This window comes from Lelliottia jeotgali (assembly GCF_977070485.1).
This window is the reverse complement of sequence record NZ_CDRVFO010000004.1, coordinates 37,982-52,844: the sequence shown is the minus strand read 5'-3', so window position 1 is coordinate 52,844 and position 14,863 is coordinate 37,982. Positions and strand designations below refer to the sequence as shown.

Here is a 14,863-nt window from a genome sequence, read left to right as displayed (position 1 = left end):
GCAGGAATGCTGGGTTTAACCGCGAACCGACCGGCTCCGCTTGAGCGTCTCGCTGGGCAGTTCCCGGAACAACTGCCGATAGCTTTCTGAAAAGCGTCCCAAATGCCAGAACGACCAGCGCATGGCCACCTCGGCAACCGTCACCTCGCCACCGCGCAACAGATCGCGCCGTGCCCCATTGAGCCGGCGAAGCCGCAGCCAATGGGCCGGCGGCATACCGGTAAAGGCCTTGAATGCCTGCTGCAGCTGCCGTAGGGAAACGCCGGCAACGTCCGCCAACTCCAGCAGGTTAAGGGTTTCTTCGGGGCAGTCGGCAGCCCACTCACTGACCCGCTGCATGATCGCCCGCTCCTCTCCTCGCCGCCCCAGCGCTCCGCCCTGCAGCTGCTGGCAGGCGTTGTCCAGGATGAACAGGCAGTCTTCCAGCAACTGTTCGGCCAACGCTTGCCCCGCAAGTGGACAATCGGCTTCCCCCAACCGTGTCAGGGTAGCGCTGAGCCAGCTGCCGAACAGCGCATTCTGGCCGCTGCCCAGCGGCACCATGAACAAGCCGTCAAGGCGCTGCGGGTCGAGGGCGTGGCTGGCCAGGAAGGCCTGGTCGAACACCACCGCCACTTCCTGGTAGTTCTCCGGTGTGATCCAGATATTGCGGCTCTGTTCGTTGAGCAGGTACAGGCTGTTCTCACTGCGGTCGAAGCAGAACGCCAATGCGCCGCTGGGGGCACGGAAAAACTGCTCGACCCGCGTGTTGAGGCGCTCTTCGTACACCTGTACGCCATCCAGGCCCAGGCAACGCAGCTGGCCGCTGAAGTGGCCGGGCGACATCTGCCGGTACTGCTGCTGCCAACCGGGGGTGGCGCGCACCTGCTCGGTCACATCGCTGGTGTGGAAGGCCTGGACCTGCAAGGCATTGGGCGTTGTCACGCTGCGTCCTAATTGCACTCTTTTGGTGCATTCATTACCGAAGAAAGTGGATAGATTGCCCCTGGGGGCTGCGACCAAGATAGCCCTCAGCACGGCATGTGGGAAGGCTCCTGCACACCAGTGCCACAAAAACCCAACCAAGAGGTCTGTATGAACGCCCCCTTCGATCAGCTTTCCACCTGGCTGAAAGAACACCGGATCACCGAAGTCGAATGCGTGATCAGCGACCTGACCGGCATCGCCCGCGGCAAGATCGCACCGACCGCCAAGTTCCTCCATGAGCGTGGCATGCGCCTGCCCGAGAGCGTACTGCTGCAGACCGTCACCGGCGACTACGTCGACGATGACATCTACTACAGCCTGCTCGATGCCGCTGACATCGACATGGTCTGCCGCCCCGACCCGACTGCGGTGTATCAGATTCCCTGGGCCATCGAACCGACCGCCATCGTGATCCACGACACCTTCGACAAACAGGGCAACCCGATCGAACTGTCGCCGCGCAACGTACTGAAGAAGGTGCTCAAGCTCTATGCCGACAAGGGCTGGCGGCCGATCGTCGCTCCGGAGATGGAGTTCTACCTGACCAAGCGTTGCGAAGACCCGGACTTGCCACTGCAAGTGCCACTGGGCCGCTCCGGCCGCGCCGAAAGCGGGCGCCAGTCTTTTTCCATCGATGCCGCCAACGAATTCGACCCCTTGTTCGAAGACGTCTATGACTGGTGCGAGCTGCAAGGCCTGGACCTCGACACGCTGATCCACGAAGACGGCCCGGCGCAGATGGAGATCAATTTCCGCCATGGCGATGCGCTGGACCTGGCCGACCAGATCACCGTGTTCAAGCGCACGATGCGCGAGGCGGCGCTCAAGCACAACGTGACGGCCACCTTCATGGCCAAGCCGATCACCGATGAACCGGGCAGTGCCATGCACCTGCACCAGAGCGTGGTCGACATCGCCAGCGGCAAGCCGGTGTTCGCCAACGACGATGGCAGCATGAGCGAGTTGTTCCTGCACCATATCGGCGGCCTGCAGAAGTACATCCCCAAGCTGTTGCCGATGTTTGCCCCGAACGTCAACTCGTTCCGCCGCTTCCTGCCGGACACCTCGGCGCCGGTCAACGTCGAATGGGGCGAGGAAAACCGCACCGCCGGCCTGCGCGTGCCCACCTCGAGCCCCGACGCCATGCGCGTGGAAAACCGCCTGCCGGGTGCCGACGCCAACCCCTACCTGGCGATCGCCGCGAGCCTGCTTTGCGGCTACCTGGGCATGGTCGAGAAGGTCGAACCCAGTGCGCCAGTGCAAGGCCGCGCCTATGAGCGGCGCAACCTGCGCCTGCCGATCACCATCGAGGACGCGCTGCAGCACATGGAGGACTGCCAGACCGTACAGCGTTACCTGGGCAAGCAGTTCGTCCAGGGCTACGTGGCGGTCAAACGTGCCGAGCATGAAAACTTCAAGCGTGTGATCAGTTCGTGGGAGCGTGAATTCCTGCTGCTCAGCGTCTGATCTGCGGGGGCTGCCGTGCAGCCCCTCACACACCACTCAAAGAACAAGACCAACGAGGTGTCGACATGCGTCATCTGCAAGCCCTGATTCCTGCAGCATTCACCCTGCTGTTCGGTGCAGCCGCCCAGGCTCAGCCCACGGTCAGCGTGTACAACTGGACCGACTACATTGGCGATACCACCCTGGCCGACTTCCAGGCCAGTAGCGGGATCAAGGTGGTCTATGACGTGTTCGACTCCAACGAAACCCTGGAGGGCAAGCTGCTTGCCGGGCGCACCGGCTACGATGTGGTCGTGCCGTCCAACCACTTCCTCGCCCGCCAGGCGCAGGCCGGTGCCTTCCTGCCGCTGGACCGCAGCAAGCTGCCGAACTGGAAGCATCTGGACCCGAAACTGCTCAAGCAACTTGAACAGAACGACCCCGGCAACCAGTACGCGGTGCCCTACCTGTGGGGCACCAACGGCATTGGCTACAACGTTGAAAAGGTCAAAGCGGCACTGGGCATCGAGCGTATCGATTCCTGGGCGGTGCTGTTCGAGCCAGAGAACCTGAAGAAACTCAAGCAGTGCGGGGTGGCCTTCATGGACTCGCCCGACGAATTGTTCCCGGCCATGCTCAATTACCTGGGCATGGACCCGCGCAGCGAAAAGCCGGCTGACTACGCCAAGGCCGAAGCGCACTTGCTTGAACTGCGCCCCTATATCACCTACTTCCACTCGTCCAAATACGTTTCGGACCTGGCCAACGGCGACATCTGTATTGCCTTCGGCTACTCCGGCGATGTGTTCCAGGCCGCCAACCGCGCGGTCGAGGCGAAAAACGGCGTAAAGATCGCCTACAGCATCCCCAAGGAAGGCAGCAACCTGTGGTTCGACCTGCTGGCCATTCCCAAGGACGCCAGCAACCCCGAGCAGGCGCTGGCCTTCATCAACTACCTGCTCGAACCGCAAGTGATCGCCAAAGTCAGCGCCACCGTCGGCTATGCCAATGCCAACCTCGACGCCAAGGCGTACATGGATGAGTCGCTGGTCAACAACCCCGAGATCTACCCACCCCAGGAGGTGTTGGACAAGCTGTACATTTCCAGCACGCCGAGCCCGAAGATCATGCGTGTCATGACCCGCTCCTGGAGCAAGATCAAGTCCAACCGCTGAGCCGAGAGCGCGCCATGCCATTCGATACCCAACACACTGCGTCTTATTACGCCGCCACCGCGCGTGATACCGCGCCCTACCCCAGCCTGGACGGCGAACTGACCGCTGATGTGTGCGTGGTCGGCGGTGGCCTGACCGGGGTCAATACCGCGCTGGAACTGGCCGAGCGTGGCCTGTCGGTGATCCTGCTCGAAGGCCGGCGCGTCGGCTGGGGCGCCAGTGGGCGCAACGGTGGCCAGCTGATCCGCGGCATCGGCCATGACGTCAGCGGTTTTGCCCGCTATGTCGGCCAGGACGGTGTGCGCTACCTGAAACAGGCCGGCATCGACTCGGTGGCCCTGGTGGCAAAGCGTATCGAGCAGTACGGCATTGCCTGCGACCTGCGCTGGGGCTTCTGCGAACTGGCCAATACACCTGCCCAGTTCGCGGCGTTCACGGACGAGCAGCGCGAGCTGGCGGAGCTTGGCTATGGCCATGAAACGCGTCTGGTCGGCCCTGAGCACCTGCACGAAATCGTTGCCAGCGACCAGTACGCCGGTGGGCTGGTGGACATGGGGTCGGGCCATCTGCACCCGCTCGACCTGGTACAGGGTGAAGCGCGCGCGGCCCATGGCCTGGGCGTGCGCATCTTCGAGCAGAGCCCGGTGCTGCGCATCGAGCATGGCACCACGGTCACCCTGCACACCGCTCGGGGCAAGGTCAGGGCACACAGCCTGGTGCTCGGTTGCAACGCCCACCTGGACGACCTGGAGCCACGCCTGAGCGGTAAAGTGCTGCCTGCCGGCAGCTACGTGGTGGCCACCGAGCCACTGTCCGAGGCCGTGGCCAAGGCGCTTATCCCGCAGAACATGGCGATGTGCGACCAGAAGGTCGGCCTGGATTACTACCGCCTCACCGCAGATCGTCGGCTGTTGTTCGGCGGGGCCTGCCATTATTCAGGGCGCGACCCGAAGGACATCGCCGCCTACATGCGGCCCAAAGTGCTCAGGGTGTTCCCGCAACTGGCCGACGTGCGCATCGATTACCAATGGGGCGGGATGATCGGCATCACTGCCAACCGCTTCCCTCAGGTCGGGCGGCTGAGCCAGTACCCGAATGTTTACTACGCCCAGGGCTACTCCGGGCATGGCCTGAATGTGACGCACTGGACGGCCAGACTTCTGGCTGAGGGGATCGCTGTCGGGCATAGCCATGGGCTGGATGTCTTCAGCGCCGTACCCCACCTTACCTTCCCGGGCGGCAAGGCGTTGCGCTCTCCGCTGCTGGCATTGGGGATGCTGTGGTATCGGGTGCGCGAGGTGCTGGGTTGACTCAGCACTCGACGAACGCCACCGCCAAACCACCACGCGACGTTTCCTTGTAATTGGCATGCATGTCGGCGCCGGTATCACGCATGGTACGGATCACCCGATCAAGCGAGATGAAGTGCTCGCCATCACCGCGCAGGGCCATCTGCACGGCATTGATCGCCTTGACCGCGGCAATCGCATTGCGCTCGATGCACGGCACCTGGACCAGCCCACCGACCGGGTCGCAGGTCAAGCCCAGGTTGTGTTCCAGGGCAATCTCGGCGGCGTTTTCCAACTGCGGCGGTGTAGCGCCCAGCACTTGGGCAAGGCCGGCCGCGGCCATCGAGCACGCCGAGCCCACCTCGCCCTGGCAGCCCACCTCGGCACCGGAGATCGATGCATTCTTCTTGCACAGGATGCCGACAGCGGCAGCGGCCAGCAGGAATTCCACCACATCGTCGTCACAGGTAGCGGGGTTGAATTTCATGTAGTAGTGCAACACCGCGGGGATGATGCCCGCCGCACCGTTGGTCGGCGCTGTGACCATGCGCCCGCCAGCGGCGTTCTCTTCATTGACCGCCAGGGCGAACAGATTGACCCACTCCATCGCGCTCAGGGTCGAGCCGATCACATTGGGTTTGCCCAGTTCCTGCAGGCTGCGATGCAAGCGTGCAGCGCGGCGCTTGACGCCCAGCCCGCCAGGCAGGATGCCCTCATTGCGTAGGCCGTTGTCGACGCATTCACGCATTGCAGCCCATATCCGCAGCAGCCCTTCGCGCACCTCGGCTTCGGGGCGCCAGGCGCATTCGTTGGCCAGCATCAGCTGGGCAACGCTCAGCTGGTGGGCCTTGCACAGCGCCAGCAACTGGGCGGCACTGGAGAATTCGTAGGGCAGCGTGACTGCAGCCGCCTGGCTCTGGGGCGCGTCGATTTCACCCTGCTCGACAATGAAGCCGCCGCCAACGGAATAGTAGGTCTGGCTGAGCAGGCTGCCCTGTTCGTCCATTGCCTCCAGGGTCATGGCATTGGGGTGATACGCCAGGTTTTCGTCCAGCAGCAGCATGTCGCGTGCATAGATGAAGGTCAGCGGGTGGCTGGCGTCGAGCATCAGGCATTGCTCCTGCATCACCTGAGCGATGCGTGACTCGATGGTGGCCGGGTCGATCCGGTCCGGCCACTGCCCCATCAGGCCGAGCAGGCAGGCGTGGTCAGTGGCATGGCCCACACCCGTGGCGGAAAGCGAACCATAAAGCCGCACTTCGATACGCCTTACCTGGCCCAGCAAACCCTGGGTGCGCAATGCCTGAGCGAAGGTAGCGGCTGCCCGCATGGGGCCGACGGTGTGGGAACTGGATGGGCCGATGCCGATTTTGAAAAGGTCGAAAACACTGATAGCCATGCTAATGCCTGCCCGCGCCCGGCTGTATCACCGTTACGCGGTTGTCTGGATAAATTGAACGCTATTGCGGATTTGCGCGATACTGCCGCGCTGACCTGTTGATGACCAACGAAACTTTCTAAGCAAGGCTTTAGCAGAACTAAACGATGCGACGACAAATGAATGGCCAGATTTTCGTCTGGCTGCATGTTTTTTCCTGCGCGGCCCGGCACCTCTCCTTCACCCGCTGCGCCGAGGAACTGCACATCACCCCCGGCGCAGTCAGCCAGCAGATGCGGCAGCTGGAAGAGCGCCTTGGCTACCGCCTGTTCCTGCGCCGGGCACGCGGAGTGGAGCTGAGCGCCGAGGGGCAGCGCCTGGCGCAGACCGTGGCCGAGGCCTACGGCAGCATCGAAGCAGAACTGCTGCGCCTGGATGCAGGGGAGATCCGCGGCACCTTGCGCGTACGCTCGATTCCCTCATTCCTGGCCAAGTGGCTGACACCGCGCCTGCCGCGCTTCCAGCAGCGGTATCCGGATATCGAATTGCGCCTGGTGGCCGAAGACAGTGCGCAGGCGCTGAACCCGGGCGACTTCGACCTGGCCATTGACCTGAATGATGGCAGCTACCCGGGCATGCTCTCGACGCCGCTGCTGGACGAACAGATCTTCCCCGTCTGCTCGCCAGCCCTGCTGCGCGGCCGCCCGCCACTGCACGGGCCTGCGGACCTTGCCCACTATCCACTGTTGCACGACATCACTGCCTGGCGCGGCAGTTCGGACTTTGCCGAATGGGAGTTCTACCTGGAGGGCATTGGTGCGCCACGGCTGGATGTGCGCCGGGGGCATACCTTCAACCGCAATCACCTGACGATAGAAGCAGCAATTGCCGGGATCGGCGTGGCCATAGCCCGACGCACCTTACTCAATGATGAACTGGAACGGGGCGCATTGATCGTGCCGTTCGGTGTGCCAATCGCCAATCACAAGCGCTATGTAGTGCATTACCCACCAGGCGGGCTGAACCAGCCGGGCGCTCGTGCGGTGCACGACTGGCTGGTGGAAGAGGCCAAAAGCTTCCTCATGCAGCACCCTGTTCAAGCCCGTACCGCGACCACCCGTACACCCTCGTAATCATTCGACTGCAAGGCGCTTCACATCGAAATCAAACGAGGGAACGTACTCACCGGCCAGCAAATGTGGGCATTTGGACGAGACAAAGTTGTCGCTCAACAGGTCTTGGGCACTGTCATAACCCGGCATGGAAATGCCAGTGATGTTCAACAGCGTATGCGGTAGGGAGGAAATGCTGATGGTCTGCCCTTCCCTCTGTTTGAGCTTTTGCAGCGCTTGCGCCTGCCGCTGCAGCAGGCTGCCGGAAGCCCAGAAAAACGCCGCAACCGAAAGGTCGTACTCATTGCCCATGCCATGGCCTAACAGACCGCGGCTGTCATCCAGCAAATTCTCGCCATGGTCAGACGAATAGACCAACAGTGCCTTGCGCTGACTGCTTTTGAGTCGATCGATGATCTTCCCCAACAGCCAATCGGTGTACAAGATCGAGTTGTCGTAATCTGCGGTGATCCGGTCCTTCGCGCTGTCGGTCGCAGGCATGAATTTGCCGAACTCACGCGGGTAGCGGCGAGCGTAATCGAAATGGCTGCCCTTGATATGAATAAAGATCGCCTGTTTTTGCATGCCGCCTTGCTGGACGATGTCTTCGTAGGCCGACATCAATGCACCGTCGTAGCTGCGCTCAAAGTACTGGCGGTTCTGGGCCTCGGCAGCAATTTGCGGAATGATCCCGCCAAAACTGTCGACTTCCTGGGAAGATAGCCAGTACGTCTTGTAGCCGGCAGCGCGGTAGATGCCAACCAGCGACTTGGTCGAGGCGATCAGATCCCAGTGCCTGATCGGCTCCAGGCTCAGCATTGAGGGCACCGCGACCGACGTATGCGGCGCCGTGGTGCACATGCTGTTGAACTTGAACACCCCCGCCTCTTTGTCAAGGTTCGGCGTCGTGGGATGGTGGTAACCATAGAGCGACCAGTTATGTGGCCGTGAAGACTCGCCGATGACGAACACGAGGGTCTCTACGTCAGCGGCGTCCGATACTGCAGTTATTTTTACCTCGGACTCCAGGCGCTGTTTGATATAGCGCTTCGACTCGGCATACAACGTTACCGTCAACCCGATTTGCGACAAATAACCCACAGGGGTACTTTGATCCTTCGCAGCCAAGTCCAGGACAGCACTCTTGCCCAGCGAGTTGAGCTTCACGGTTTTATAAAAATAGGCGCCATACCCCAACACCAAGGCACTTATCGTCAAACTGAAAATCACCTTGCTTTGGTAAAACGTACGCCTGCGCAATCCTGCCAACCCAACGCCATAGCACAGCACGAATATCAGCAGCACCGCACTGATCGAATACCAGTAGGTGCTCAGGAAATCGGTAGCCTCTTTGTAATTGGTCAGCCCGATAAAAAGATAGGCCGCCGTCAAGCGTGAACCGAAGTTCAACACCAGAAACAGGTCCACGCTGGCCGCCAGATAAAATGGCAACAACAGAAGATGAACCTTGAATTGATTGGCTGAAACGAAACGCGTGGCCAGCAGCCATAACAGTGAAATGGCAAACGTATAGATAACCAGCAAATCTGTTTTCGAGCAATTGCACTCGGCCAGTAACCTTACGAACAACGGCGACAGCAGAAACGACCATAAAAGGAGAATCGGCCACTCTGCCTTCGCTACCCTCGACGCAACACCGCCCAGCCGGGAAAAGGTTTTCATTGATCACAGCCCCTCTGGATGGCGCGCGGTCGGGTACCGGCCTTCAATAAGCCTGCTTGCCGGTAAAGGCATTGAGCGTTCGTACCAGAATCACGAAGTCGAGCCAGAGCGACCAGTTGTTAATGTACTCGATGTCCGAGTTCACCCGCTGGATCATCTGTTCGATGTCCTTGGTTTCCCCACGGTAGCCGCGTACCTGTGCCAAGCCCGTCATGCCGGGCTTGATGTTGTGGCGAGCGAAATAATCGACGATGTCCTGGGAGTACAGTGTGTCGTGTTGCAACGCATGCGGGCGAGGGCCCACAAGCGACATCTCGCCCGTCAATACATTGAAAAGCTGCGGCAATTCATCCAGGCTGGTGCGCCGGATGAAGGCGCCGACTCGGGTCAGCCTGGGGTCATTCTTTTGCGCCTGCTGGACCACACCACTGTCGGGCTGGTCAACGCGCATGCTGCGAAACTTCCAGATGCGAAAAGACTCCCCTGTCCAGCCGGTACGTTCCTGGCGGAAGAATACCGGCCCGGGGCTGTCGAGTTTGATGATGGCGGCGACCACCAGCAGTACCGGCGACGCACAAAGCAGAATGAACGCGGCCAGCACACGGTCTTCGAGGTTCTTCAGAAACAGACTCATGCCCGTGAGCGGGGTTTCAGATAACGTCAGCACCGGAATTCCGGCAATTTCACGGACGCTATGGTTGATCAGGCGCAGCGAGAAAATGTCGGGCACCCAATTCACTGCAATGCACTTGTCCAAGAGTTTCAGGTAGACATCGTTGATCAGCTCAGAGCCGCCGAGCGGCGTCACCAGATACACCGTTCGAATAGCCTGCTTGGCGATGATCTCGTCCAGGTCGGCAATACGGCCCAATACCGGCAAGCGCAATTTTGCATCTGCAGTGTCCTGCCCGTCGAGCTGTTCATCGATCAGCACACAACCCACCACCCGCTCACCGAACCAGGGGTTATTGCTGATTTTCTGGTAGAGGAAGTTTGCCAGGTCGCCCCCGCCGATAATCAACGCATTGTCCTGGCGAGCATGGGCAGTAAAACGCTTTTGCAATTCGCGCACCACAATATGCAACAGCAACTGCACAGCGTAACCAAATATAAACAACTGCCCCACCAACAGCCGCGAATACGTTTCGCTTTGTTTGGTAAGAAAAGCGATAACCACCAGAAAACAAAACGTCGCGGACCACGCCTTGAACAGCCTGAAGGCTTTGACGGACAGGCCAACGTTACTTCGATAAATGGCATAGTGGTCATAAATGACGGCCAGCGCACCGATCAGCAGCAGCAGCATGATGACGTAGTCTGACGTAATATAACCAAACTGATCGTAAATCAGGTACCACGCAACACTGGTGACCGCTACACCGTCGAGGCCGGCTTGAATGGCGTTACTCACGCTACTTCTTCGCTGGAGCAAGGAACGGCTGCTTCTAGGCTCGAATACCATTATGAGGCCTCTTTTTATGTGCGTGACCCACGCGTCGCCATTACACCCGTGCGATAAAACCCACCTTAGGTTCAATACCAAATCATTAGATTGCTGCCACGCCACCCCACGCCGCTTGATATCACTGTAGCAGTACCCGGCAGCCTGTGCGGGGATGAATCCTCCTCGCTTACGGTGCTTGCAGGGTCGCTTTGCTGCACAGCAGCGCCCGCAGCAGGAACAGTGGATTGCCGACCACATAGCGCACGAACAGCCGCTTGGGCTCCCTGATCAGCCTGTACACCCATTCGCCGCCCAACCGGCGTAACCAGTCCGGCGCCCGGGTGACCTTGCCGCCCATGAAGTCCAGGATCGCTCCGCCGCAGACGATCAGGCAGGGCCTGCCCAATTCAGCCAGGCGGGCCGCAACGTTCTCCTGCTTGGGCATGCCCATGCCCAGCACGATCAGCTCCGGTTGCTGCTGCTGCGCCAGATCAATGTAGGTGTCGATACTGGCAAAACCGTTATGCAGCGACACGACGTTTACCCCGTAAAGCGCTTCGCCCCGTTCCGCTGCCTGGCTCAGATACGGCTCCTGGGTGCCCCAGAACGCTACCCGCCTGCCATTGAACGCAGCGAGCAACTCGGGAATGAAATCAGTGCCGTTCATGTTCAGCCCGGGCGCCAGCCCCAGGCGCCGATACAGTATCGCGATGCCGGACCCGTCGCGCAGCAGCACGTCCGCTGCCGCCAGCGCCGTGCAATAGTCGGGGTTGGCAGCCACCAGATTCATGGCGTGGGCATTGACGAAACCGAGCACCGTTGCCGTTCGCGGAGCGCTAAGTGCCTGCAGCACATTCTGCTCATCAGCTGCGTCCTCGACCACGCGCAGCTTGCCGATGATAGTTTTCCAGCGTTGCAACCAGGGCCATGCGTCCATTCAGTTGTCATCCCGTTTCGAGCGCACCCATTCAACCTGGCGCTTGAGCAGAAAACCGAGGTACAGGGGAATCTTCTTCGCCGCGTAGAACGGGGCATACAGCAATACGGAAAACGGGATCACCTCACGCGAGAAGCGCCACCAGGCCAACAATACTGCGGTCCCTAACAGCGCAAGATTGACGGTGGCAAGCACTGCCGGCAGTAAAATGCCGAAGAACAGAAATGCCAGCCATGCCACGCTGAAGACCACCATCATGGCCAATGCCAGCAACGCCAGCGGCGGAACCAGCAGGTCCACGGCCATGGCCAGCAAAGGCCAGTTACCCTGCGCCAGCGAGCGGCGGATCAAACCGGGGCCCTCCGTCAGCAGCAGGCCCAGATGGCCATGTTCCCAGCGGGTGCGCTGGCTGGTGAGGCCTTCCTGGCTGGTCGGGAACTGGCTGGTGACAATGGCAGCCGGGCAGAACAGCGGAGGTTTACCATCGCGGCACAGCTCCAGGCCCAGTTTGATGTCTTCGACCAGATGGCCGGTCGCCAGGTTGGCGGCTGTCACATCCTGCCAACTGAACGCCATGCCCGCCCCCATCAACTGGCACGGCAAGCCTGCCCGAGCCCAGCCACGCGGGCGCACGAGATTCTTCACGCGCCAGGCGAATTCGGCGACCTGCACTTTCAGCCCGGCGCCTGCAGGCGCATGCATCAGGTACAGAGACTGCACAGGCCGGCCTGACTCGATGCAACAGTGTGCCAAGCGCTCGACGGCACCGGCACTCACCTGGCAATCGGCGTCGATGATCAGCACCACCTGCGGCGGGTTGTGCGCCAGATGCCGTACACCGTAGTCCAGCGCATAGCCCTTGCCACGCAGGTGCGCGTCCTGACGCTCGATCACCTGTGCACCGGCAGCACGCGCCAATGCGGCGGTATCGTCGGTGCAGTTGTCCGCCACCACCAGCAATTGGTCGCCCTCGCGCAATTGCGCGCCGATGGTCGCAAGTGCAGACGCGATGACCAGCGCCTCGTTATGCGCCGGTACCAACACCGCCACCCGTGGCCGTGTGCCCTTGAGCTGAGGCACAGGCCGCGCCGGCAGGCAGGCCAACAACACCTGGACCAACAGCACCAGTACCGGCAGGAGCACAAGCAGTGCCACGATGCCCAGCAGCCAACTCAATAAAGTAATCATGCAATTGCCTTGAAATAGCGAACCAGCCTGGCCGCTTCGATATCGATATCATGACGCTGGAGCACGCGCTCGTAAGCAGCTTGCCCCATCCGCTGCAGGGTTTGCGCAGGTTGCGAAAGGCAATCGGCCATGGCTGCGGCCAGCTCCTGCACTTCGCCTGCCGGGAACAGCCAACCGTTCTCCCCTTGCCGAACCAACTCGGGTATGCCGGCCACATAGGTGGTCAGTACCGGGCGGCGAAGGGCCATGGCCTCCATGATGACCACAGGCAACCCTTCGGCGAAACTCGGTAGCACCAGCGCGCGGGCAGCAAGGATTTCTTCACGTACCTGAGCGCTGCTGATCCAGCCGGTTACGCGCACCTGTGCCTGCAAGCCATGGCGGGCGATCAACGCGTCGATCTGCTCACGCATTTCACCATCGCCGGCCAGCACCATTTCGAACGCCACGCCTTGGGCCAGCAAAATCCTGGCTGCTTCGAGCAACAGCAGCTGGCCCTTCTGCTCGCACAGGCGCCCTACGCACACCAGCCGCGGCGTTGCCGGGGGCGCAACGGCCGAGCCTTCATGGAAACTGCGCTCCAGGCCGCAATGCACCACCTTCACCTTGACCCAGTGCTCATGCGCCACCCAGCGAAACAACTGGCTGCGCCCGTATGAGCTCACCGCAGCGACGAATGCTGCGCGGCGGACCTTCTCCCCCATGTGCAGGAATTGCGGCTTGTCGAACTCCTCCGGGCCATGCACGGTGAAGCTGTAGCGGGGACCACCAAGCGCGTTGGCCAGCATGACCACTTCGGTGGAGTTGGTGCCGAAATGCGCGTGCACGTGCTCAGCAGCAGCACCTTGCAACCACTGCACGACACGGCAAGCTTCAGCCAGGTAGACCAGATGATAGGGCCAGGGTCGATCGGCGCGCACCCCCATGCGCAACGCCAGGCGCAACGCTGACATAAAACGCCGCGGCTCGCCGCGAGCTACCTGCAGCATCGGCTTGAGCAGGCTCTTGACACCCCCTTGCAGCACGTAGCGGGTCTTAGCCCGCTCGGCGATGTCTTCATCGTCCTGCAACTCGGCGTCCCAGCCCCGCAGGGCGATGCGTTGAACCTCCATGCCTTGACGTTCGAGCGCCAGAATTTCGCGACGAATGAAGCTGTGACTGACCTTGGGATACTGGTTGATGAAATAAGCAATGCGCATACGCCCCCAAATCGAAATCCGTTTACTGATAGGGTCGGGCCGCTTCGGCGACGCCCTGACCTTTACCTCATGCTGTGGCTCACTGACTACAGGCTAGCTGAGGATGCAACGGCAGCTCTTTTTGCGCGACGGTGCCGGGCAGTGCTGCTTCTAACTTGGCGAAAACGTCGTCCAGTAACGCGTTGCGCCGTCGGTACATGGCCCGTTTCTTCGGCGCGATGTCCTCCGGATTACGCTTGGCAGCCGCCAGGGGGATCGCAAAGAAGTCCTCGCGCGCCGACGTTTCGGCACCGCTCTCCTGCCATATCACATCATAGTTGGCTGCCAGGTCTTGAGCCTTCTCAACCCCGAAATACGGGTGACGGTGGTGCCGGCACTGATCGCCGACAGCATAGATGCGGGCGACCCCGGCCGTTCTGGCCAGGCACTTGAGGGCTTCGAGCAGAAAGCTTCTGGGGCGCAACCCTTCGAAATCCTTGGTCAGGTCGCGGTAGATGTCCAGCGAGGTTTCGCTGTCGATGCCTTTATGGATGCCCTGCACAGCACCAATGAACAGGCACAGTTCGCCCTCAGTGCGGCACAGCGTGAACGCCAGTGACGCCACACGCAGGTCACCTTGGAACAGGTTGATCACCAACTCCCCTTCACGCTTGAACCAGATGGGCCGATCCAGCACCAGGGTGCACTCTTTGGAGTAGGCGGACAGGTCACAGACCGCTCTGCTTTCCTCGCGCCCCAACAGCAACAACGCCGGGAACTGCCTGGCGACGACCTCATAGTGCGATGCCACCACATCGAGCCGTTCACGGGCGTCCCAGCATTTACTGATGTAGGGCCACTGCACCACCCCGATGCAGTCCACGCCCAGCCTGGCGAAGCGCTCGTTGCCCAGCGCACCTGACATGCGCTGCATGAACGAGCGCAAGTCCGGCCACTGCCTGATCATCGCTGCGGCCAGCTTGTACTTGTTGTTGAGCGCCCGCAGCGAGTAGCCGGGTTGCAAGGTGAGTACGCTTTTGGCTAACGATCCGAGCATCTTAGGCATC

12 protein-coding genes are annotated in these 14,863 nt (G+C 61.0%); 4 read left to right on the top strand and 8 right to left on the bottom strand.

Translation table 11 applies throughout. The features are described from left to right. Window positions 1-15: 15 nt before the first annotated feature. On the bottom strand, window positions 16-924 hold the full coding sequence (locus tag ACW4TB_RS07380; RefSeq protein WP_279931097.1) for a helix-turn-helix domain-containing protein: 909 nt from the start codon (window positions 922-924) through the stop codon (window positions 16-18). A 150-nt stretch (window positions 925-1,074) separates the two neighbouring features. Between ACW4TB_RS07380 and ACW4TB_RS07375 the strand changes: the two genes are divergently transcribed. The 3 genes from ACW4TB_RS07375 (at window position 1,075) to ACW4TB_RS07365 (ending at window position 4,897) form a co-directional block, all read left to right on the top strand. Next, the gene (locus ACW4TB_RS07375; RefSeq protein ID WP_012314747.1) at window positions 1,075-2,433 is read left to right on the top strand and encodes a glutamine synthetase family protein; all 1,359 of its coding nucleotides are present in this window, start codon (window positions 1,075-1,077) and stop codon (window positions 2,431-2,433) included. A 65-nt stretch (window positions 2,434-2,498) separates the two neighbouring features. Next, entirely contained in the window at window positions 2,499-3,587 is a 1,089-nt protein-coding gene (locus tag ACW4TB_RS07370; protein WP_254465894.1) for a polyamine ABC transporter substrate-binding protein, read from the top strand. A gap of 14 nt (window positions 3,588-3,601) precedes the next feature. Further along, window positions 3,602-4,897: an NAD(P)/FAD-dependent oxidoreductase gene (locus ACW4TB_RS07365; protein WP_279931094.1), complete on the top strand. Its 1,296-nt coding sequence runs from the start codon at window positions 3,602-3,604 to the stop codon at window positions 4,895-4,897. Window position 4,898: 1 nt separating this feature from the next. Here ACW4TB_RS07365 and ACW4TB_RS07360 read toward each other — a convergent pair whose 3' ends face one another. Beyond that, window positions 4,899-6,275, bottom strand: a complete 1,377-nt coding sequence (locus tag ACW4TB_RS07360) for an L-serine ammonia-lyase (protein WP_012314750.1) — start codon at window positions 6,273-6,275, stop codon at window positions 4,899-4,901. Window positions 6,276-6,433: 158 nt separating this feature from the next. Between ACW4TB_RS07360 and ACW4TB_RS07355 the strand changes: the two genes are divergently transcribed. Continuing rightward, window positions 6,434-7,387 carry a LysR substrate-binding domain-containing protein gene (locus ACW4TB_RS07355; protein ID WP_455842932.1) on the top strand — a complete coding sequence of 318 codons (954 nt, stop codon included), beginning with the start codon at window positions 6,434-6,436 and terminating at the stop codon, window positions 7,385-7,387. Here ACW4TB_RS07355 and ACW4TB_RS07350 read toward each other — a convergent pair whose 3' ends face one another. The 6 genes from ACW4TB_RS07350 to ACW4TB_RS07325 all read right to left on the bottom strand — a co-directional run bounded on the left by ACW4TB_RS07350 (window position 7,388) and on the right by ACW4TB_RS07325 (window position 14,853). After that, window positions 7,388-9,049 carry a phosphoethanolamine transferase gene (locus tag ACW4TB_RS07350; protein ID WP_279931088.1) on the bottom strand — a complete coding sequence of 554 codons (1,662 nt, stop codon included), beginning with the start codon at window positions 9,047-9,049 and terminating at the stop codon, window positions 7,388-7,390. It abuts the gene before it with no gap. 43 nt (window positions 9,050-9,092) lie between these two features. Then, complete coding sequence (locus ACW4TB_RS07345) at window positions 9,093-10,460, bottom strand: undecaprenyl-phosphate glucose phosphotransferase (RefSeq protein WP_455842931.1); 1,368 nt, start codon at window positions 10,458-10,460, stop codon at window positions 9,093-9,095. A 220-nt stretch (window positions 10,461-10,680) separates the two neighbouring features. Continuing rightward, window positions 10,681-11,430: a WecB/TagA/CpsF family glycosyltransferase gene (locus tag ACW4TB_RS07340; protein ID WP_279931085.1), complete on the bottom strand. Its 750-nt coding sequence runs from the start codon at window positions 11,428-11,430 to the stop codon at window positions 10,681-10,683. After that, complete coding sequence (locus ACW4TB_RS07335; RefSeq protein ID WP_012314755.1) at window positions 11,431-12,618, bottom strand: glycosyltransferase family 2 protein; 1,188 nt, start codon at window positions 12,616-12,618, stop codon at window positions 11,431-11,433. It lies immediately after the preceding gene. Next, on the bottom strand, window positions 12,615-13,817 hold the full coding sequence (locus ACW4TB_RS07330; protein ID WP_254465898.1) for a glycosyltransferase: 1,203 nt from the start codon (window positions 13,815-13,817) through the stop codon (window positions 12,615-12,617). Before ACW4TB_RS07330 ends, ACW4TB_RS07335 begins: the two co-directional genes overlap by 4 nt. Before the next feature lie 79 nt (window positions 13,818-13,896). After that, window positions 13,897-14,853, bottom strand: coding sequence for a VirK/YbjX family protein (locus tag ACW4TB_RS07325; protein WP_042111504.1), 957 nt, complete (start codon window positions 14,851-14,853; stop codon window positions 13,897-13,899). Window positions 14,854-14,863 lie beyond the last annotated feature (10 nt).

Coding starts and splice junctions, on each gene's coding strand:
- ACW4TB_RS07375 (WP_012314747.1), top strand. CDS start 1,075: ATGAACGCCCCCTTCGATCAGCTTTCCACCTGGCTGAAAGAACACCGG.
- ACW4TB_RS07370 (WP_254465894.1), top strand. CDS start 2,499: ATGCGTCATCTGCAAGCCCTGATTCCTGCAGCATTCACCCTGCTGTTC.
- ACW4TB_RS07365 (WP_279931094.1), top strand. CDS start 3,602: ATGCCATTCGATACCCAACACACTGCGTCTTATTACGCCGCCACCGCG.
- ACW4TB_RS07360 (WP_012314750.1), bottom strand. CDS start 6,275: ATGGCTATCAGTGTTTTCGACCTTTTCAAAATCGGCATCGGCCCATCC.
- ACW4TB_RS07355 (WP_455842932.1), top strand. CDS start 6,434: ATGAATGGCCAGATTTTCGTCTGGCTGCATGTTTTTTCCTGCGCGGCC.
- ACW4TB_RS07350 (WP_279931088.1), bottom strand. CDS start 9,049: ATGAAAACCTTTTCCCGGCTGGGCGGTGTTGCGTCGAGGGTAGCGAAG.
- ACW4TB_RS07340 (WP_279931085.1), bottom strand. CDS start 11,430: ATGGACGCATGGCCCTGGTTGCAACGCTGGAAAACTATCATCGGCAAG.
- ACW4TB_RS07335 (WP_012314755.1), bottom strand. CDS start 12,618: ATGATTACTTTATTGAGTTGGCTGCTGGGCATCGTGGCACTGCTTGTG.
- ACW4TB_RS07330 (WP_254465898.1), bottom strand. CDS start 13,817: ATGCGCATTGCTTATTTCATCAACCAGTATCCCAAGGTCAGTCACAGC.
- ACW4TB_RS07325 (WP_042111504.1), bottom strand. CDS start 14,853: ATGCTCGGATCGTTAGCCAAAAGCGTACTCACCTTGCAACCCGGCTAC.